Annotated in this window: 18 protein-coding genes; 16 read left to right on the forward strand and 2 right to left on the reverse strand. The window is 64.9% G+C overall.

Annotation, left to right across the window (positions count from 1 at the left end):
* The first annotated feature begins 122 nt into the window (after positions 1-122).
* The gene (locus AKN83_RS15295; RefSeq protein ID WP_050403154.1) at positions 123-962 is read left to right on the forward strand and encodes an AraC family transcriptional regulator; all 840 of its coding nucleotides are present in this window, start codon (positions 123-125) and stop codon (positions 960-962) included.
* Positions 963-1116: 154 nt separating this feature from the next.
* Here AKN83_RS15295 and AKN83_RS15300 read toward each other — a convergent pair whose 3' ends face one another.
* Complete coding sequence (locus AKN83_RS15300; RefSeq protein WP_050403244.1) at positions 1117-2127, reverse strand: polyprenyl synthetase family protein; 1011 nt, start codon at positions 2125-2127, stop codon at positions 1117-1119.
* Between the two features lie 133 nt (positions 2128-2260).
* On the opposite strand from AKN83_RS15300, the gene AKN83_RS15305 reads away from it, so the two are divergent.
* The 8 genes from AKN83_RS15305 (at position 2261) to AKN83_RS15340 (ending at position 9775) form a co-directional block, all read left to right on the forward strand.
* The gene (locus tag AKN83_RS15305) at positions 2261-2488 is read left to right on the forward strand and encodes a putative signal transducing protein (protein WP_050403155.1); all 228 of its coding nucleotides are present in this window, start codon (positions 2261-2263) and stop codon (positions 2486-2488) included.
* Between the two features lie 61 nt (positions 2489-2549).
* The gene (locus AKN83_RS15310) at positions 2550-3308 is read left to right on the forward strand and encodes a tRNA1(Val) (adenine(37)-N6)-methyltransferase (RefSeq protein ID WP_050403156.1); all 759 of its coding nucleotides are present in this window, start codon (positions 2550-2552) and stop codon (positions 3306-3308) included.
* Positions 3309-3554: 246 nt separating this feature from the next.
* Positions 3555-4478: a S49 family peptidase gene (locus AKN83_RS15315; protein ID WP_050403157.1), complete on the forward strand. Its 924-nt coding sequence runs from the start codon at positions 3555-3557 to the stop codon at positions 4476-4478.
* Positions 4479-4594: 116 nt separating this feature from the next.
* Positions 4595-4786, forward strand: a complete 192-nt coding sequence (locus AKN83_RS15320) for a hypothetical protein (protein ID WP_050403245.1) — start codon at positions 4595-4597, stop codon at positions 4784-4786.
* Positions 4787-4905: 119 nt separating this feature from the next.
* Entirely contained in the window at positions 4906-5841 is a 936-nt protein-coding gene (locus AKN83_RS15325; protein ID WP_050403158.1) for a glycine--tRNA ligase subunit alpha, read from the forward strand.
* A complete protein-coding gene (gene glyS, locus AKN83_RS15330) occupies positions 5841-7952 on the forward strand; it encodes a glycine--tRNA ligase subunit beta (RefSeq protein ID WP_050403159.1) in 2112 nt (703 codons plus the stop codon). The genes AKN83_RS15325 and glyS overlap by 1 nt, the downstream gene beginning before the upstream one ends.
* Before the next feature lie 3 nt (positions 7953-7955).
* Positions 7956-8549 (forward strand): class I SAM-dependent methyltransferase, encoded by a 594-nt coding sequence (locus AKN83_RS15335; RefSeq protein WP_050403160.1) that lies wholly within the window; start codon positions 7956-7958, stop codon positions 8547-8549.
* 119 nt (positions 8550-8668) lie between these two features.
* Positions 8669-9775: a hypothetical protein gene (locus tag AKN83_RS15340; protein WP_050403161.1), complete on the forward strand. Its 1107-nt coding sequence runs from the start codon at positions 8669-8671 to the stop codon at positions 9773-9775.
* Between the two features lie 137 nt (positions 9776-9912).
* Here the strand turns inward: AKN83_RS15340 and AKN83_RS15345 are convergent, their stop codons facing one another.
* Entirely contained in the window at positions 9913-10272 is a 360-nt protein-coding gene (locus AKN83_RS15345) for a DUF1236 domain-containing protein (RefSeq protein ID WP_050403162.1), read from the reverse strand.
* A 233-nt stretch (positions 10273-10505) separates the two neighbouring features.
* On the opposite strand from AKN83_RS15345, the gene AKN83_RS38300 reads away from it, so the two are divergent.
* The 7 genes from AKN83_RS38300 (at position 10506) to AKN83_RS15370 (ending at position 18906) form a co-directional block, all read left to right on the forward strand.
* Positions 10506-10661 carry a DUF3096 domain-containing protein gene (locus tag AKN83_RS38300; RefSeq protein ID WP_083992077.1) on the forward strand — a complete coding sequence of 52 codons (156 nt, stop codon included), beginning with the start codon at positions 10506-10508 and terminating at the stop codon, positions 10659-10661.
* Positions 10662-10752: 91 nt separating this feature from the next.
* A complete protein-coding gene (gene ppdK, locus AKN83_RS15350; RefSeq protein WP_050403163.1) occupies positions 10753-13656 on the forward strand; it encodes a pyruvate, phosphate dikinase in 2904 nt (967 codons plus the stop codon).
* Between the two features lie 25 nt (positions 13657-13681).
* Positions 13682-13942, forward strand: coding sequence for a hypothetical protein (locus AKN83_RS39650; RefSeq protein ID WP_157113401.1), 261 nt, complete (start codon positions 13682-13684; stop codon positions 13940-13942).
* A gap of 123 nt (positions 13943-14065) precedes the next feature.
* A complete protein-coding gene (locus tag AKN83_RS15355; protein ID WP_050403164.1) occupies positions 14066-15544 on the forward strand; it encodes a cell wall hydrolase in 1479 nt (492 codons plus the stop codon).
* Between the two features lie 319 nt (positions 15545-15863).
* Positions 15864-17108 (forward strand): MFS transporter, encoded by a 1245-nt coding sequence (locus AKN83_RS15360; protein WP_050403165.1) that lies wholly within the window; start codon positions 15864-15866, stop codon positions 17106-17108.
* Between the two features lie 44 nt (positions 17109-17152).
* Entirely contained in the window at positions 17153-18139 is a 987-nt protein-coding gene (gene acuI / locus AKN83_RS15365; RefSeq protein ID WP_050403246.1) for an acrylyl-CoA reductase (NADPH), read from the forward strand.
* 188 nt (positions 18140-18327) lie between these two features.
* On the forward strand, positions 18328-18906 hold the full coding sequence (locus AKN83_RS15370; protein WP_050403166.1) for a hypothetical protein: 579 nt from the start codon (positions 18328-18330) through the stop codon (positions 18904-18906).
* Positions 18907-18934: the final 28 nt, after the last annotated feature.

An 18934-nucleotide genomic window follows, 5' to 3' on the forward strand; every position in this document is an offset into this window, starting at 1 on the left:
CGGCTTTGCGGTAAAATTTCGCTGAGCGGAACCAGGGTTTCGCCGCCGCGCAGCAAGGACTGTCAAATGCGCGCACCGCAGCCGTGCATGATGCCGGAGCTTTGCAGGAAGGCCGTCGTCCAATGAATCCAGCCCAGAAGGCGCTCTGGTACATCGAAGGCCACCTTCACAGGTCGCTGACGCTCGACGACATCGCAGTCGTCGCCGGGGTCTCGCGCTTCCATCTGGTGCGCGCGTTCGCCGAGGCGACCGGGTTTTCGGTGATGCGCTACGTGCGGGCGCGGCGGCTGAGCGAGGCCGCGCACGCGCTCGCGGCCGGTGCGCCCGACATTCTCACGCTGGCGCTGGATGCGGATTACGGCTCCCACGAAGCATTCACCCGCGCGTTCCGCGACCATTTCGGCGTCACGCCGGAAACCGTGCGTGCGACGACGTGTCTGACACAGCTCAAGCTGCAGGAGCCGATCACCATGATCTCGACCGCCCTCGATCACATCGATCCGCCACGCATTGAGACGGGGAGAGCCCTTCTCGTCGCCGGCGTCGGCGAGCGCTACAACCACGCCAATGACAGCACGGCCGGCATTCCGAACCAGTGGAGCGGCTTCCACCAGCAATGCGCGCATATTCCCCGCCAGGTCGGCGATGTCGCCTATGGCGTCTGCTGCAACGGCGACGATGCCGGCAATTTCGACTACATCGCAGGTGTCGAGGTCGCGGATTTCTCCGACCTGCCGCGCGAGTTCGCGCGGGTCCGGATCCCGGCGCAGAAATACGTGGTGTTCACCCACGCCGACCACATCTCGACCATCCGCCGCACCGTCAACACGATCTGGAATCGCTGGCTGCCGCAATCCGGCATGAAGGTCGCAGACGCGCCGAACTTCGAGCGCTACGGCGCGACGTTCGACAAGAACAGCGGCAATGGCGGGCTGGAGATCTGGGTGCCCGTGGAAGGGTAGCTGCTTTCCTCTGGCTCGTCATTCCGGGGCTCGCCGAAGGCGAGAACCTGGAATCCGTCAAGCCGCATCGACTGTGGAGAAATGGATTCCGGGCTCTTGCTTCGCAAGCCCCGGAATGACGGCAGAGATAGCGGGGATTGACTTACACGCAAACCTAGTGCGTGCGCGCGAGGCAGAACGCCACGACCTGTTCCAGCGCCGTCTTCATCGGCGAGGACGGGAACAGCGCCAGCGCGTCGACCGCCATTGCACCGTAGTGCTGGGCGCGGCTGATGGTGTCTTCCAGCGCCCGGTGCTTGGTCATCAGCCCGATCGCGTGATCGAGATCGGCTGATCCGATCTCGCCGCGCTCCAGTGCGCGGATCCAGAACTGGCGCTCGGTGTCGTTGCCGCGGCGGAAGGCGAGCACCACGGGAAGCGTAATCTTGCCCTCGCGGAAATCGTCGCCGACGTTCTTGCCGAGTTTGGCGGATTTGCCGCCATAATCGAGCACGTCGTCGACCAGCTGGAAGGCGATGCCGAGATTCATGCCGACCGAGCGGCACGCGGTCTGCTCGGCCTTCGGCCGGCCTGCGATCACGGGACCGACCTCGCAGGCGGCGGCGAACAGCTCGGCGGTCTTGCCGCGGATCACGGCGAGATATTCGTCCTCGGTGGTCGCGGTGTTCTTGGCGGCGGCAAGCTGCATCACCTCGCCCTCGGCGATGGTGGCGGCGGCGGCTGAGAGAATGTCGAGCGCGCGCAGCGAGCCGACCTCGACCATCATCCGGAACGCCTGGCCGAGCAGGAAGTCGCCGACCAGCACGCTGGCCTCGTTGCCCCACAGCATCCGCGCCGACAATTTGCCACGGCGCAGCTCGCTCTCGTCGACCACGTCGTCGTGCAGCAGGGTCGCGGTGTGCATGAACTCGACCGCGGCGGCGAGCTTGATATGGCCGTCGCCGGTGTAGTCGGCGAGCTGGGCCATCGCCAGGGTCAGCATCGGGCGCAGCCGTTTTCCCCCGGAGGAGATCAGATGATTGGCGACCTCGGGGATCATGGTGACCTCGGAGCCGGTCCGCGAAATGATCGTCGCGTTGACGCGCTCCATGTCGGCGGCGACAAGTCCCACCAGCCCGTCGATCGAAGCATTGGACGGGCTTTCGAAGGGTACAATAACCGCCACGCTGGTCTCCAATTTTGCCGAATTCGCTCTAGCTCAGCTATAACAATAGAAACTGCGAAGGTATGCGGCAAGGCCACGAAGTTGTTGACATGTGACGCATTGGCCGCACAGCCGGGCCAAGAGGAGAGTGGGTTTGCGGGAATTGGTACGGACCAATGACGCGGTGCTGGTCTCCGCCATCGGGGCGTTGCTCGACAGCGCTAACATCCATCATCTGGTGCTGGACCAGAACATGAGCATCATCGAGGGCTCGCTCGGCGTGCTGCCGCGGCGGATCCTGGTGCACGAGGACGACAACCACGAGGCCCGCCAGCTCCTGACCGATGCCGGCCTGGGCCACGAATTGCGGGCCGATGACTAAAGCGTTTTCAGGCGAAAGGGGCGCCGGTTCGCGGGAGGAAAGCGCGTCAAGAAAGCAGTCTGTGGCCGCCGAGATCACCGAGGACGGATTCCTTGGCGGACAATTGCGGCTGCGGCAGCCGCGCAGCGGTCACCGCGCCGGCCACGACGCGATCCTGCTGGCTGCGGCGACGCCGGCAAGGTCGGGCGACCGGGTCGTGGATCTCGGCTCCGGCGTCGGCGCAGCCGGGCTTGCGGTGGCGCGGCGGGTCGGCGGGATCGATCTGGTCCTGGTCGAGATCGACCCTGCATTGGCCGAGCTTGCGCGGAATAACGCCACCGCCAACGCGATCATGGCCGACGTGATCGTGCTCGATGTCGAGGCCGCCGCCTCAGCATTCGATGCAGCCGGCCTGACACCCGACAGCGCCGACGTCGTGCTGATGAACCCGCCATTCAACGATCCCGGAAGACACCGCGCCTCGCCGGACGGCTTGCGGCAGCGCGCCCATGTCGCGACCGTGACCACGCTTGCGGCCTGGGTTCATGCGGCGCGGCGGATTTTGAAGTCGAACGGGCAGCTTGCGCTGATCTGGCGGGCCGACGGAATTGCCGAGGTGCTGGCCGCGCTGGACCGCGGCTTCGGCAGCCTCGAGATCCTGCCGGTTCATGGCGAGGCGGCGTCACCGGCGATCCGAATCCTGGTGCGGGCCATCAAGGGCGGCCGGGCGCCGACGCGGCTGCATGCCGCGCTGTTGCTCAATGAAGAGTCAGGTGTGCCCAATAAATGGGTGCAGGAGATTTTGGCTGGAAAGGGAGAATTGCCGCTGGCGCGGCGCTAGCGGGCAGGCGCGCTGCCCGCGTCGTCATTGGCACAAAGCTACTGCGAGGCCGTTTCCGACTGGCGATCCGGCCTGGACGTGAAGTGGATCGCCGTGAGGAGCGTACCGATCAGCAAAATCAGCAGGTAGATCTTCATGGGTCCCTCTTTGCCCGCGCGTTGCATCCCCAATGACAAAATGCAAAACGCGTTCCATGAAATCCAATGACACTGGCGTGATAAAAAGTGGTTAATCCGAGGTAGCGGCATGAATGAACAATTAAGTGATCGCCAAGGACATTCTGGAGGACGTTCGGGACTGCTCGATCGCGTGCAGGAAATGCTGCCGGCGCGGTTCAGGCGCGGCACGGCCGTCGTGCCGGTGGTGCGGCTGTCAGGCGTGATCGGCGCGGTGACGCCGCTGCGGCCCGGCATGACGCTCTCCGGTGTTGCCAAGATGCTGGAGCGCGCGTTTGGTACTCGGAATGCCAAGGCGGTGGCGCTGGTGATCAACTCGCCGGGCGGCTCGCCGGTGCAGTCGCGCCAAATCTATCTGCGCATCCGGCAATTGGCGGCCGAGAAGAAGCTGCCGGTGCTGGTGTTCGCGGAGGATGTCGCGGCCTCCGGCGGCTACATGATCGCCTGCGCCGGCGACGAGATCTATTGCGACCCGTCCTCGATCCTGGGTTCGATCGGCGTGGTCGGCGGCAGCTTCGGCCTCGAGGGGCTGATCAAGAAGATCGGGGTCGAGCGGCGCCTGTACACGGCCGGCAGCCACAAGGCGATGCTCGATCCGTTCCTCCCGGAGAACCCCGACGACGTCGCCCGGCTGAAGACGATCCAGCGAGAGATCCATGCGACCTTCATCAACCTCGTGAAGCAGAGCCGCGGCAGTCGCCTGAAGGCCGCCGACGACGTGCTGTTCACCGGTGAATACTGGGCCGGCGAGACCGCGATCGGCCTCGGTCTCGCCGACAGCATCGGCGATCTCCGCTCCGTTTTGCGCGCCCGCTATGGCGAGAAGGTGCTGACCCCGGTGATCGCGCCCGCCAGTGGCATGCTGTCCGGCCTGCTCGGCCGGCGGGCGCCGGGGGCGGGATCGATGGCGGCGCTGGATGGGCTGGCGAGCTTGCCGGACGATTTGATCTCAGCGGTCGAAACGAGGGCGATCTGGGCCAGATTCGGGCTCTGAACACGGGGATTTGAGCGCGCCATTTAGCCCCAAAAGCGCGATTGCGGCGCAGGCCGCCTTGGGCGAGAATGGCTGCCATTGGGGGCCTGACAGACGTGAACGACAAGGATCGACCGATGCCGCCGCTGATTGCATTCGCAGGCGTCCTGGGTGGCCTGGCCGTGGTCCGCTGGGCATACAAGACGGCCGTCCGGATCAACCAGGAACTGGAAGAGGCGCGATTGTCCCGCGTGGCCGAGACCACGCGTGCGAGCGAAATCAAGACCCTGCGCCGCGACCCCGTGACCGGGGCCTATCGCCCGGGCTAATAGCCGTCGGATTCCGCAAGATGGCGGTGCCGGATTTTCCCGCATCGCCTTGATTCCATTGGCCGCCGCCGATACGGTCCCGCGCGCTTCACAACCCCCTCGCGAGACCTGTCAAGACGATGGACGCCCTGCCTGATCACATGCGCCCGGAACGTTCGTTCCAGGGCTTCATCCTGGCTCTCCAGCGATTCTGGGCCGAGCAGGGTTGCGTCATCCTGCAGCCCTACGACATGGAAATGGGCGCCGGCACCTTCCATCCCGCGACCACGCTGCGCGCGCTGGGGCCAAAGCCCTGGAATGCGGCCTATGTGCAGCCCTCGCGGCGGCCCAAGGACGGCCGCTATGGCGAAAACCCCAACCGCCTGCAGCACTATTACCAGTTCCAGGTGATCATGAAGCCGTCGCCGCCGAACCTTCAGGAGCTGTACCTGAAGTCGCTGGCCGCGATCGGGATCGATTCGGCGGTTCATGACATCCGCTTCGTCGAGGACGACTGGGAGAGCCCGACCCTGGGCGCCTGGGGTCTTGGTTGGGAATGCTGGTGCGACGGCATGGAGGTCAGCCAGTTCACCTACTTCCAGCAGGTCGCCGGCGTCGAATGCGCGCCGGTCGCGGGCGAACTCACCTACGGGCTCGAGCGGCTCGCGATGTATGTGCAGGGTGTCGACCGCGTCTACGACCTCAACTTCAACGGCCGCGAGGGCGCCGAGAAGGTCACCTATGGCGACGTCTTCCTACAGGCCGAGCAGGAATATTCGCGGCACAATTTCGAATATGCCGACACCGCGATGCTGTTCGAGCAGTTCAAAATGGCAGAAGAGGCCTGCCGCAAATATCTCGCCGCCGGCTGGCGCGAGGGGAGCAACCACAAGGAACATCTGATGGCCTTGCCGGCCTACGACCAGTGCATCAAGGCGAGCCACGTGTTCAATCTGCTCGACGCCCGCGGCGTCATCTCGGTGACCGAGCGGCAGAGCTACATCGGCCGGGTGCGCGATCTGGCGAAGGCCTGCGGCGAGGCTTGGATCCACACTGAAACGGGCAGGGCGGTCTGATGCCCGATCTTCTCCTCGAACTGTTCTCCGAAGAAATTCCCGCGCGCATGCAGGCCAAGGCGGCGGATGACCTGCGTCGCATGGTGACTGACAAGCTCGTCGCCGAGGGCCTCGTCTACGAGGGCGCCAAGGCATTCGCGACCCCGCGCCGCCTCGCGCTCACCGTGCACGGCATTCCCGCGCGCCAGCCCGATTTGAAGACCGAGCGTCGCGGTCCGAAGATCGGTGCCCCGGATGCGGCGGTGCAGGGCTTTCTGAAGGCGACCGGTCTCAAGTCGCTGGACGAAGCGAAGATCCAGAAGGACGCGAAAGGCGACTTCTACATCGCGCTGATCGAGAAGCCAGGCCGCGCCGCGATCGATGTCATCGCCGAAATTCTGCCGGTGATCATCCGCACCTTCCCCTGGCCGAAATCGATGCGCTGGGGCGCGCGCTCGGCGAAGTCAGGCTCGCTCACCTGGGTGCGGCCGCTGCACGCGATCACCGCGACTTTCGGGCTCGAGACCGAAGAGCCGGACATTGTGAAATTCTCGGTCGACGGCATCGAGGCCGGGCAGACCACCTATGGCCACCGCTTCATGGCGCCGGGTGCGATCTCGGTGCGCCGCTTCGAGGATTACGAGGCCAAGCTGAAGGCCGCCAAGGTGATCCTCGATCCGCAGGCGCGCAAGGACATTATCCTCGAGGACGCCAAGGAGCTGGCGTTCGCGCAGGGCCTCGAACTGGTCGAGGATCAGGTGCTGCTCGATGAGGTTTCGGGCCTTGTCGAATGGCCGGTCGTGATGATGGGATCGTTCGAGAAGGAATTCCTGTCGATCCCGGACGAAGTGATCCGCGCCACCATCCGCAACAACCAGAAGTGCTTCGTGGTCAAAGACCCCAAGACGGGCAAGCTGACCAACAAGTTCGTGCTGACCGCCAACATCGAGGCGCCCGACGGCGGCAAGACCATCGTTGCCGGCAATGAGCGCGTGATCCGCCCGCGGCTGTCGGATGCGAAGTTCTTCTACGAGACCGACCTGAAGACAAGGCTCGAAGACCGGCTGCCGAAGTTCGAGCAGATCGTGTTCCATGAGAAGCTCGGGACGCAGGCGGAGCGAATCAAGCGGATCGAGCGGCTCGCTGCCGAGATCGCCCCGCTGGTCGGCGCCGATGTCGAGAAGACCAGGCGCGCCGCGCGCCTTGCGAAGGCGGATTTGCTGACCGAAGTGGTCGGCGAGTTCCCTGAATTGCAGGGCTTGATGGGCAAGTACTACGCGCTGGCCCAGGGTGAGGATGCCTCGGTCGCCGCCGCAAGCGAGGAGCACTGGAAGCCGCAGGGCCCGACCGATCGCGTGCCGACCGATCCGCTCAGCGTCGCCGTGGCGCTGGCGGACAAGCTCGACACGCTGGCGGGGTTCTGGCTAATCGACGAAAAGCCAACTGGATCGAAGGACCCGTTTGCGCTGCGGCGTGCCGCCCTGGGAGTGATTCGCATCGTACTTGAAAATCGGACCCGAATTGGGTTCCGAAACTTGGTCGAATTCCATCTGAAGAACTCGTTCGGCAAAGACTATTTGGATGTGGCCGACATCATCGACCATCTGATGATCTTCTTCGAAGAGCGACTCAAGGTTCAACTTCGAGACCAGAAGGCGCGTCACGATTTGGTGGATGCGGTACTTGCCACCGGCTCTTTGCTGCAAGGTCATCCGTTGATGCCGATTGTCGATCGTGTCGACGCACTCGGAAGATTCCTTGATACGGATGATGGTAAAAACCTGCTCGCGGGTACGAAGCGTGCGAGTAACATTCTCACCATCGAGGAAAAGAAAGATAAACGCGAGTTCGACCATGAGCCTGATGCCGCGCTCTACAAGCTCGATGAAGAGAAGACGCTGGCGAAGGCGATCGACCAGGTGAAGGCTGAGGCCTCCGCCGCTGTTGCAAAGGAAGACTTTGCCGCTGCAATGAGCGCGATGGCCAAGCTGCGTCCGGCGGTCGACGCGTTCTTCGACAAGGTCAAGGTCAACGACGGGGATCCGAAGGTGCGCGAGAACCGCCTGAAGCTGCTTAACGAGATCCGCGCCGCGACCCGTGCGGTGGCGGATTTCTCCCGGATCGAGGGCTGATCGATGGACCGCGCAACGCTCGCCGCTTACGACAAGGAGGCGGCGGCGTTTGCGCAGGACTGGCACGACCAGCCGGCACCTCGCGATCTGCAGGAGATCGTCGGGCAATTCTTCATCAAGGGCGGCGCGACCGCCGATATCGGCTGCGGCAGCGGCCGCGAGGTGGCCTGGCTCAATGCCAACGGCTTTCCGGCCGAAGGATTTGATGCCTCCGAGGGGCTGCTCGCGGAAGCTCGTGCGCGCTACCCGGCGTTGCGCTTCACGCGCGCCGAATTGCCTGATCTATCAGGCATCGCCTCCGGCAGCTTCGACAATGTGCTGTGCGAGACCGTGATCATGCATCTCGTCCCCACACTGATCGGGCCATCGGTGCGCCGCATGTTCGACATCGTGAAGCCCGGCGGCATCTTCTATCTGAGCTGGCGCGTCACTGCCGGCGACGACGCACGCGATGCGCACGGCCGGCTCTACGCGGCGTTCGATGCTGCGCTGGTGCGGACTGAACTTGCGGCGGCCGAGTTGCTGCTCGACACGGAGGTCGTCAGCGCCTCGTCCGGCAAGGTCGTTCACCGCATCGTGGCGCGCCAGCGCGGCTGAAGCGGTCTCGGAAATATCTAGACACAATTTGCAATTTGTTAACCATGCCCTGCGAAGGTCCTGGCGGATCAACGATTTCTTAAGAAATCGCCCCTCGCGCCAATGCAGGGATCGCCCCGATGACCTCGATCGGCACCACCCCCAATCCCTATGCCCAATACGGTTCGGCCTACGCGCGCGCAGCGGCGACGCCCTCGCTGGCGGCGACGTTGTCGGACGACGGCACGGCCGGTGACCTGTCCGCGACACCTGGCGCTGCAACCAACCTCACGCTGTCGGACGCCGCCCGCGCGCAGCTCGCCAAGACATCGGTCAAGGCGCCGCTGCCGGATTTCGCGACCGTCACCAATGACGCGCGCGTCACGCTCGACCGGCTCTACACCGTCGCGGGCGTGAAGAAGCCGATCGTCGACGGCAAGACCACGATCGATCTCTCGACACTGGACCGCCGCGCGCTGTTTGCGATCTCGACCAACAATGGCGGCAAGTTCACCCCGGACGAGCAGGCGGTCGCCGCCACCGAGCTGAAGCAGCGCTTCGACGAGGCGATGGCGCCGTCGCTTGCGACCACACGGCTGACCGGCGACTACAGCGTCAGCTACAAGGCCGCGCTCGACTATCTCGACGGCGCCAGCGACGAGGAGAAGGCCACCGCAACCTGGGCCAGCGAGCGCGCCGCGGTGCTGAAAGGGGTTCAGGCGACGCAGCAGGATCCGAACAAGGCGCCGACGGGAATTACGGGAGACCCGATCGCGGCCGCGCTGGCGGGGACGACGCCGCCCACGACCAGCAAGCCGCGCGATTTCAGCAGCGTGGCAAGCGATGTACGCGCCTTCCTCGATCGGCAGAAGAGCGAGGCGGCGAAGAGCGGCAAGGAACTGGTCTACGATTCCAGACGCAAGACCGGCCAACTCGCCGACCTGTCCTCGCTCGACAACCGTTCGCTGTCGGCGATCACGCTCAACCAGGACAAGAAGTTTTCCGGCGAGGAGATCTTCGCGGCCAAGCAGGAACTCAACACGCGAACGCGTCTTGCGGTGCTCGATGCGTTGAAGCAGAGCCAGTCCGCCGGCGATCCGCGCCAGTTCTCACTCGGCATCCTCAAGCAATACTCCTCGATGAGCGCAGAGGAGCGCCAGGCGGCCAACTGGACGCAGGATTTCCAGGACGCCGCAATCAAGAGCTACAAGTCGACCTCGACGCTGCTCTCGATCTTGAAGTCGTAATTGGGTGCGCAGGACAACCGAAGAGCCCCGCCCGGAGGGGAGGTCCGGGCGGGGCTTTCTGGTCCGGTCGATCCTCGCGCACATCCGCTTGCGCGGCGCCCGGACGGCTCCGTTCAGGCTATCGCGTTGGCATTGCGCTAGTCGACCACCTGAACGATTCGCCGCGAACGCGGCTCGACCAGAACGGTCTCGCCATTCACGACGGTGTAGCGATACGGCGTCGCGCCGAACCGTTGCGGCACGTCGTAAGTGGTCACGCCGGCGTCCGGCAGTATGGTGCCGACCACGACGCGATCCGGAACGGTGTAGTTCGGCACGCGCTCGCGCACGATGTACTCGCGGAACGCCGGGCGCTGCTCGATCGCAATGCCCTCGTCATCCTCGACCGCAACCGGCGGGCCACCGCGGACGACGCCAACGGTCTGGGCCTGTGCGGCAACAGCCGGCACCGTGATCGCAGCAGCAACCGCCGCAACGGCAAGTATTCTGTTTCGCATGGCTCGCTCCATTCTTTTCACGCGCGCGCCAGCCTTGGCCGATGCGCACGGCGAGCCAATGCATCGGCAGCGGCGATGTTCCGGAAATCCGCCGCCATATACGCGGCAATTTGGAGCAATTTTCGTGAGTTGCGGGAACTCTCAGGCCGTGCAGGCGTCTTGATGTGGGAACCCCCGCAGCGGATAAACTGCCGCTCGATTCGCTCTTCCAAAAATCGCCGGAGAACACGTCAATGGTCATCACCGCTGCGCATCTGCCTGCCATCGTCGCTCTGATCGCAGGCATCTTGATCCTGATCATGCCGCGGCTGCTCAATTACATCGTCGCGATCTACCTGATCTTCGTCGGGCTCGTCGGGATGGGCCTGCTGCGCTGGCTGCACCTGTAGCGGGAAAGCGGGGTTTCGCGGCTTGCGCGGAACCCCTCAAAATGGTGTAAGGCGCGCATCTTCGACCCCTCTTTTCGGATTGTTGTCTGACATGGCCAAAGCCGTCGCGAAGTCCAAGAAAAATGCCGAGAAAACCGCAGCGAAATCAAAGTCCTCGGCGCCGGCCCGGAAGGCCGCTCCAGCGCGCAAGGCGCTGAAGAAGAGCGCCCCGAAGCCTGCCGCCAAATCGGTTGCGAAGCCGGCCGCAAAGCCCGCCAGCAAGGCGCCGGTAAAGGCCGTCACCGCTGCGAAAAAGGCGGCTCCGCCCGCGATCAAGGCCGGCAAGTGGGTCTATACGTTCGGTGACGGCAAGGCCGAGGGCCAGGCGACCTTGCGCAATCTGCTCGGCGGCAAGGGTGCCAACCTCGCGGAAATGGCCAATCTCGGCCTTCCGGTGCCCCCCGGCTTCACCATTCCGACCTCGGTCTGCACCTATTTCTACGACCACGACAAGACGTATCCGAAGGAATTGAAAGCTCAGGTTGAGAAGGCGCTCGACTATGTCGGCAAGCTGACCGGCAAGACCTTCGGCGACGCCAGGAACCCGCTGCTGGTCTCGGTCCGCTCGGGCGCGCGCGCCTCGATGCCGGGCATGATGGACACCGTGCTCAATCTCGGCCTCAACGACCGCACGGTCGAAGCGCTTGCCGAACTCTCCGGCGACCGCCGCTTCGCCTATGACAGCTATCGCCGCTTCATCACGATGTATTCCGACGTGGTGCTCGGCTTCGAGCATCATCATTTCGAGGACATCCTCGACACCTTCAAGGATGGCCAGGGCTACTCGCTCGACACCGACCTCACCGGCGACGATTGGGTCGAGCTGGTCGGCAAGTACAAGGAAGCGGTCGCCAAGGAGACCGGCCACGAATTCCCGCAGGATCCGCACGATCAGCTGTGGGGCGCCATCGGTGCGGTGTTCTCATCCTGGATGAACGCGCGCGCGGTGACCTACCGCAAGCTGCACGACATCCCGGAATCCTGGGGCACCGCGGTCAACGTGCAGGCGATGGTGTTCGGCAACATGGGCGAGACGTCGGCGACCGGCGTTGCCTTCACCCGCAACCCCTCGACCGGCGAGAGCAAGCTGTACGGCGAGTTCCTGATCAACGCGCAGGGCGAGGACGTCGTTGCCGGCATCCGCACCCCGCAGGACATCACCGAAGAGGCGCGCCAGGAATCCGGCTCCGACAAGCTGTCGATGGAAGCCGCGATGCCGGCCGCGTTCAAGGAGCTGACGCGGATCTACACGCTGCTCGAGAAGCACTACCGCGACATGCAGGACATGGAATTCACGGTCGAGCAGGGCAAGCTGTGGATGCTGCAGACCCGCGGCGGCAAGCGCACCGCCAAGGCGGCGCTGCGCATCGCGGTCGAGCTCGCCAATGAGGGCCTGATCTCGCGCAAGGACGCGGTGACGCGGATCGATCCGGCGTCGCTGGACCAGCTGCTGCACCCGACCATCGATCCCGCCGCCAAGCGCGACGTGATCGCGACCGGCCTGCCGGCTTCGCCTGGTGCTGCCTCCGGCGAGATCGTGTTCTCGTCGGACGAAGCGGCCAAGCTGCAGGCCGACGGACGCAAGGTGATTCTGGTCCGCATCGAGACCAGCCCGGAAGACATCCACGGCATGCACGCCGCGGAAGGCATCCTGACCACCCGCGGCGGCATGACGTCGCATGCGGCGGTGGTCGCGCGCGGCATGGGCAAGCCCTGCGTCTCCGGCTGCGGCACCATCCGCGTCGATTACGGCCGCGGCACCATGAGCGTCGGCTCGCGCACCTTCAAGACCGGCGACGTCATCACCATCGACGGCTCGGTCGGGCAGGTGCTGGCCGGCCGCATGCCGATGATCGAGCCGGAACTGTCCGGCGAGTTCGGCACGCTGATGGGCTGGGCCGACGAGGTCCGCAAGCTCGGCGTCCGCGTCAACGGCGACACGCCGGATGACGCGCGCACCGCGGTGAAGTTCGGCGCCGAGGGCATCGGCCTCTGCCGCACCGAGCACATGTTCTTCGAGGAGACCCGCATCCGCACCGTGCGCGAGATGATCCTCTCCGAGGACGAGCAGTCGCGCCGCGCCGCGCTGTCGAAGCTGCTGCCGATGCAGCGCGCCGACTTCGTCGAGCTGTTCGAGATCATGAAGGGCCTGCCGGTCACCATCCGCTTGCTCGATCCGCCGCTGCACGAGTTCCTGCCGCACACCCAGGCCGAGATCGAGGAAGTGGCGCGCGCCATGAACACCGATCCGCGCAAGCTCGCCGATCGGGCCCGCGAACTGTCCGAGTTCAATCCGATGCTCGGCTTCCGCGGCTGCCGTCTCGCGATCGCCTACCCTGAGATCGCCGAGATGCAGGCGCGCGCGATCTTCGAGGCCGCTGTCGAAGCCGGCAAGCGCACCGGCAAGCCGGTCGGACTCGAGGTGATGGTGCCGCTGATCGCGACCAAGGCCGAGTTCGATCTGGTCAAGGCGCGGATCGATGCGACCGCCAACGCTGTCATGAAGGAGACAGGTGTCAAGCTGACCTACCAGGTCGGCACCATGATCGAGCTGCCGCGCGCCTGCCTGATGGCCGGCCAGGTGGCGGAGACCGCGGAGTTCTTCTCCTTCGGCACCAATGACCTGACGCAGACCACCTACGGCATCAGCCGCGACGACGCCGCGAGCTTCCTCGGCACCTACGTCGCCAAGGGCATCCTGGAGATCGATCCGTTCATCTCGGTCGATCGCGACGGCGTCGGCGAGCTGGTCAGGATCGGCGTGACGCGCGGCCGCAAGACGCGGCCGAGCCTCAAGGTCGGCATCTGCGGCGAGCACGGCGGCGATCCGGCCTCGGTCGCGTTCTGCCACGAGGTCGGGCTCGATTACGTCTCCTGCTCGCCCTATCGCGTGCCGATCGCGCGGCTTGCCGCAGCCCAGGCCGCGCTCGGCAAGGAGATCGCCAGCCAGGCGTGAGCGATCAAGCAATTCGGAAAGTGAAATGGCCGGGACCAAGTCCCGGCCATTTTGTTTGGTTAGGCTGCCAACGAGCACCGTCATTGCGAGCGAAGCGAAGCAATCCATGTCTCCACCTGCCGAGACATGGATTGCTCCGTCGCTTGTCGCTCCTCGCAATGCCAGTGGAAGGACGGCGCGTAACGCCTTGTTCACCATCCTTGTTGACCTGCTGTTTACGACCATCATGCGCCGCGCGTTTACCAAGGCGCGCGATGCAGCGCGCATCATGTGTGCGACCGCTTGAGTGTAGCGCGCGGGCAACGCCGATTAACTCCGCGGCAACCTAAACAAGTTAGCAACGGGAAAGGTCGAATTGCGCGGATGTACCGCGTTCGATTGCACTCAGTAAGCGTTGCGTGAGCGTACGATGTTTGTGTCGCGTAACCGGCCGAAGGGCGCACGTCTTGCGCTCTTCGGTCTCGGTCTTGGCATCTTCGCACTGATGCCGACCGAGCTCGGATATCAGGATATTGCCTCGCTCCTGGCCCGGCAGCCCGGCGTCGCCGAGCGCTGGCAGAAGCGCGTCTTCGCCTCCGCGGTCGGCTCGATCCAGGTCGCGACCTACAGCTTCGGCCGTCCGATCGGAACTTCCGCGCCGCAGGATCCGCAAATCCTGCTCGCAAGGCTCGACAGTCCGAGCGCCGACATCACCGGCGCGGTGACGCACAATCCGATCACAGCGCCGCCGCCGCGCTACCAGGCATCCGATTTCCCCAAGGTCGATCGCACGCTGAAGGGCGATCGTCTCATCGTCGGGCGGCCGGACCAGGCCGCTCCCGCGCAGCCGACGAACACGGCTCCGGCGAACGAGGATCCCGCGACATCGAATGCGTCGGTCAAGGGCATGAAGACCGCGACGGCGCCGGCCGAAAACACCCCACTTGATCCCGAATTGCAGGAGGCGCTGCGAGCACCGCCGTTGCCGCAATATGCCAAGCCGTCGCCGCAGCAATACGACGTGTCGATGTCGCTCGAGGCCAATCCGCTCGATGATCTGAAGCCTGCGCCCGCCAAGCCTGCTGCTGCGCCTGCGGATGCAACGCACGAGCGCGACCCGTTCGCATTCAAGACCGCCAGCCTGTTCTTCGGCTCGTCGCTCGGCACGCCCGAGAATCTCGAGCGCTGGCAGCCGGGCGAGGCGCCGGTCGTCGTCGCGCCCGCAGCGCAGCCCGATCCCGACATGAAGGTGATGGCGTCACTGCCGGTCGATGCCGACGGCCCGGTCAAGGCCGGCGAGATCGGCGAGAGCATCGCGCCGAAGGGCGAAGTCAACGCCGACGACCAGCACACCAAGACGCCGGCGGAACGGCTCCGCCTGTTCGACGCGAAATCGCGCGCCAAGTCGGAGAAGTGCCTTGCCGAGGCGGTCTATTTCGAAGCGCGCGGCGAAGCGGTGCGCGGCCAGATCGCAGTCGCCCAGGTGGTGCTGAACCGCGCCTTCTCCGGCAAATATCCGGAGACGGTGTGCGGCGTGGTCTACCAGAACAAGAACCGCCACTACGCCTGCCAGTTCACCTTCGCCTGCGACAACATCCCCGACGTCGTGCGCGAGCCCGACATGTGGGATCGCGCCAAGAAGATCTCGAAGGCGATCCTCGACGGCAAATTGTGGCTGCCGGAGGTCGATCGCTCGACCCATTACCACGCCTATTGGGTGCGGCCGTCCTGGGTCAGTGAAATGAAGAAGATGTACAAGTTCGGCGTCCACACCTTCTATCGCCCGCGCGCCTGGGGCGACGGCAGTGACGCGCCGAGCTGGGGCAGCGCAGCCGAGACAGCCAAGATCTCCGCGCAACTCGCCGAAGCGGCCCAGAGCTCGGCCGAGCAGGCCGGCGCCAAGCGGTAGGGCCGCTAACCCACCCGCCCCTTGAAAAGGGGAGGTCGCTTTGCTCATCAGAGCAAAGCGGGTGGGGATCTGGTCTCTCCACGAGCAGCGGTGCGTCTGGCTGACTCCCATCCCGACCTTCCCCCTTTCAGAGGGAAGGAGAAGACGGGCCCGCAGGCCGTGCCCCGGAATGACGCTCGTCATCCTCTCGGATTCTGCAGAGCTGCCTTGCGAGCGAATATTTTTCTCCTTCGCCTCTTGGGCTTTTCATGCAGATGCATTAACTCCTGGCAATGTTTCGCGGGGCGGTTCCCCCGCAGCGTTTGCGGGGGGAGACAAGATGGCCGCTACTACCGGGAATCTGCGACCGACGTCCGGCACCTGGCGCACGCCGCTCGTCATCATCGTCTGCGGCTGTGCGATCGCGCTGTTGAGTTTCGGCCCGCGCTCCAGCCTCGGCTTCTTCGTGCAGCCGATGGGCCGCGAATTCGCCTGGGGCCGCGACGTGTTCGGCCTTGCCATCGCGCTGCAGAACCTGTTGTGGGGTCTCGGCCAGCCGATCGCAGGGGCCATCGCCGACCGCTTCGGCCTGCTGCGCGTCATGATCGTCGGCGCCTTGCTGTATGCCGCCGGCCTGCTGCTGATGCGTTACTCGACCACCTCGTTGTCGCTCGACATCAGCGCCGGCGTGCTGATCGGTTTCGGTTTGTCGGGCTCATCGTTCAATCTGGTACTGGCGGCGTTCAGCAAGCTGTTGCCGCCGGAGAAGCGCGGCATTGCGCTCGGCGCCGGCACCGCCGCCGGCTCGTTCGGCCAGTTCCTGTTCGCGCCGTTCGGCGTTGCGATGATCGACAATTTCGGCTGGCAGACTGCGCTCGTGGTGTTCAGCGCGCTGATGCTGCTGATCCTGCCGCTCTCGCTCGCGCTTGCGACCCCGCCCGCCGCGACCAGCAAGGTGCCGGCCGCCGACCAGCAATCGTTCAAGACCGCGCTGGCCGAGGCCTTCGGCCATCGCTCCTACGTGCTGCTGGTGCTCGGCTTCTTCACCTGCGGCTTCCAGCTCGCCTTCATCACCATCCATCTGCCGGCCTATCTCGCCGATCGCGGCATTTCGGCCTCGACCGGCGGTTGGGTGGTCGCGGCGATCGGCCTGTTCAACATCGTGGGCTCGCTCAGCGTCGGCTGGCTGCAGAACTTCTTTCCGAAGCGCTATTTGCTCTCGGTGATCTACTTTTCGCGCGCGCTGGCGACCGTCGCCTTCATCTCGTTCCCGGTGACGCCGTTCTCAGCAATCGCCTTCGGCGCGGTCTCGGGACTGCTGTGGCTGTCGAGCGTGCCGCCGACCTCGGCGCTGGTGGCGCTGATGTTCGGCACCCGCTGGTTCTCCACGCTCTACGGCTTCGCCTTCGTCAGCCATCAGGTGGGCGGCTTCCTCGGGGTCTGGCTCGGCGGCGTCGTGTTCGAGCAGTATGGCTCCTACACGCCGATCTGGTGGCTGTCGGTGCTGTTCGGCGTGCTGTCGGCGCTGATCAACCTGCCGATCGTCGAAAAGCCCGTCGTGCGCCCGGTTGCGCAGCCTGCCTGATGGGTTAAACACTCCCCGAAACCAAGATTACGGGAGTGCTCATCGTGGCAACGTTCAAGGCAATCAGGATCGACAAGGCGGACAAGGGTACCACCGCCGCACTGACCCAATTCGACGACGCGGAATTGATGGACGGCGACGTCACCGTCCGCGTCGAATGGTCGACGCTGAACTACAAGGACGGCCTGGCGCTGACCGGCAAGGCGCCGGTGGTGCGCCGCTTCCCGATGATCGCCGGCATCGATTTCGCCGGGACCGTCGAGCAATCCAGCCATCCCGACTGGAAGGCGGGCGACAAGGTCGTCTGCAACGGCTGGGGCATGGGCGAGACCCATCTCGGCGCCTATGCGGAAAAGGCCCGCGTCAAGGGCGATTGGCTGGTACGGCTGCCGGACGGCATCTCGGCCCGTGACGCGATGGCGGTCGGCACCGCCGGCTATACCGCGATGCTGTCGGTGCTGGCGCTGGAGAAGCACGGTCTTACGCCGAAGAGCGGTCCGGTGGTGGTGACCGGCGCCGCCGGCGGCGTCGGCTCGGTCGCGATCGCCGTGCTGTCGAAGCTCGGCTACCACGTCATCGCCTCGACCGGGCGGATGTCAGAGGCCGACTACCTCAAGGGGCTCGGCGCCGCCGAGGTGATCGACCGCGCCGAGCTGTCGGGTGCCCCCAAGGCGCTTGCCAAGGAGCGCTGGGCCGGCGGCGTCGACAGCGTCGGGTCGACCACGCTCGCCAATCTGCTTTCGATGACCAAATACGGCGGCGCCATCGCGGCTTGCGGCCTGGCGGCCGGCATGGACCTGCCGTCGTCGGTCGCGCCCTTCATTTTGCGCGGCGTGTGCCTTCTCGGCATCGATTCCGTGATGTGCCCGATCGAGCTCAGAAGGATCGCCTGGCGGCGCCTTGCCAGCGATCTCGATAAGGCAAAACTGGCTGATATCACTCATGAAATCGCCCTGGACGACGTCATGTCGTATGGTACGAAAATCCTCGATGGCCAGGTCCGCGGCCGGATCGTGGTAAAAATAGTCTGAGGACGTTCAGACTTTACCAACCAAGCTGCTCCAATGTTGCCACGGTTGGTATGGTAAGCAGCGGGTAAAGAGACTTGCGGCATGATCCCGGGGGGCCGGGTTTCCTCGCGCAGACGTCCGAGTCGCGTCGGTAGCGGGGGTCATGCTCAACAAGGAGCGGGTGCCCGCGCTCGTAAGTGGAGTAGCTCATGCTTGCGCGTTTGGTGTTGGGGGCCGTCACGGCCGGAGCAATGGTCGTGCCGGCATTCGCAGGCATGATGAACGCCGATGAAGCGCGCAGGTTCGTCGCCGGCAAGGTGTTCGCCTTCACCTGTTTCGACGGTACCCGCGGAGCCGGCCGGATCCTCGACGATCTGGGCGCCACGGGCTCGATCCAGTTCTCCGGCTCCGGACCGATCCGCCACGTGAGACTGCCCGGCAATACGCTGCAAATCCGCGGCCAGAGCGTTTGCGCGTCGCTGAAGGGCATTCCGTTCGAACCGTGCTTCAATCTCGACAAGCAGGACGACCGCACGTTCCGCGGCTCGGTCTCCGGCATGGGCTTCGCCTATTGCGATTTCCATCACCAGGGCGGTCAGCAGATGCTGATGGCCCGCGCGGCGGCGCGGCCGCGTTCGCTGCACCCGCGCACCCGGTCCGCGGATGCTTCGCCGACCGAGGTGTCACGCGTCGAGACGCCGCAGGTCGAAAGGGCGAAGCTCGAGCCGGTCAAGGCCGAGCCAGCGAAGGTCGAGAGCGCGCCGGAATTGCGCCGCTCCACCGACTAATTTCTCATCTGCGCGCTAGCGGGAATAG

It is taken from the genome of Bradyrhizobium embrapense, from assembly GCF_001189235.2.
Classification (GTDB): Bacteria; Pseudomonadota; Alphaproteobacteria; order Rhizobiales; family Xanthobacteraceae; genus Bradyrhizobium; species Bradyrhizobium embrapense.

Bases quoted from the DNA above. Each gene is read 5' to 3' on its own strand.
- AKN83_RS15295 (WP_050403154.1), top strand. From the start codon at position 123: ATGAATCCAGCCCAGAAGGCGCTCTGGTACATCGAAGGCCACCTTCAC.
- AKN83_RS15315 (WP_050403157.1), top strand. From the start codon at position 3,555: ATGAATGAACAATTAAGTGATCGCCAAGGACATTCTGGAGGACGTTCG.
- AKN83_RS15320 (WP_050403245.1), top strand. From the start codon at position 4,595: ATGCCGCCGCTGATTGCATTCGCAGGCGTCCTGGGTGGCCTGGCCGTG.
- AKN83_RS15325 (WP_050403158.1), top strand. From the start codon at position 4,906: ATGGACGCCCTGCCTGATCACATGCGCCCGGAACGTTCGTTCCAGGGC.
- glyS (WP_050403159.1), top strand. From the start codon at position 5,841: ATGCCCGATCTTCTCCTCGAACTGTTCTCCGAAGAAATTCCCGCGCGC.
- AKN83_RS15335 (WP_050403160.1), top strand. From the start codon at position 7,956: ATGGACCGCGCAACGCTCGCCGCTTACGACAAGGAGGCGGCGGCGTTT.
- AKN83_RS15340 (WP_050403161.1), top strand. From the start codon at position 8,669: ATGACCTCGATCGGCACCACCCCCAATCCCTATGCCCAATACGGTTCG.
- AKN83_RS15345 (WP_050403162.1), bottom strand. From the start codon at position 10,272: ATGCGAAACAGAATACTTGCCGTTGCGGCGGTTGCTGCTGCGATCACG.
- AKN83_RS38300 (WP_083992077.1), top strand. From the start codon at position 10,506: ATGGTCATCACCGCTGCGCATCTGCCTGCCATCGTCGCTCTGATCGCA.
- ppdK (WP_050403163.1), top strand. From the start codon at position 10,753: ATGGCCAAAGCCGTCGCGAAGTCCAAGAAAAATGCCGAGAAAACCGCA.
- AKN83_RS39650 (WP_157113401.1), top strand. From the start codon at position 13,682: ATGGCCGGGACCAAGTCCCGGCCATTTTGTTTGGTTAGGCTGCCAACG.
- AKN83_RS15355 (WP_050403164.1), top strand. From the start codon at position 14,066: ATGTTTGTGTCGCGTAACCGGCCGAAGGGCGCACGTCTTGCGCTCTTC.
- AKN83_RS15360 (WP_050403165.1), top strand. From the start codon at position 15,864: ATGGCCGCTACTACCGGGAATCTGCGACCGACGTCCGGCACCTGGCGC.
- AKN83_RS15370 (WP_050403166.1), top strand. From the start codon at position 18,328: ATGCTTGCGCGTTTGGTGTTGGGGGCCGTCACGGCCGGAGCAATGGTC.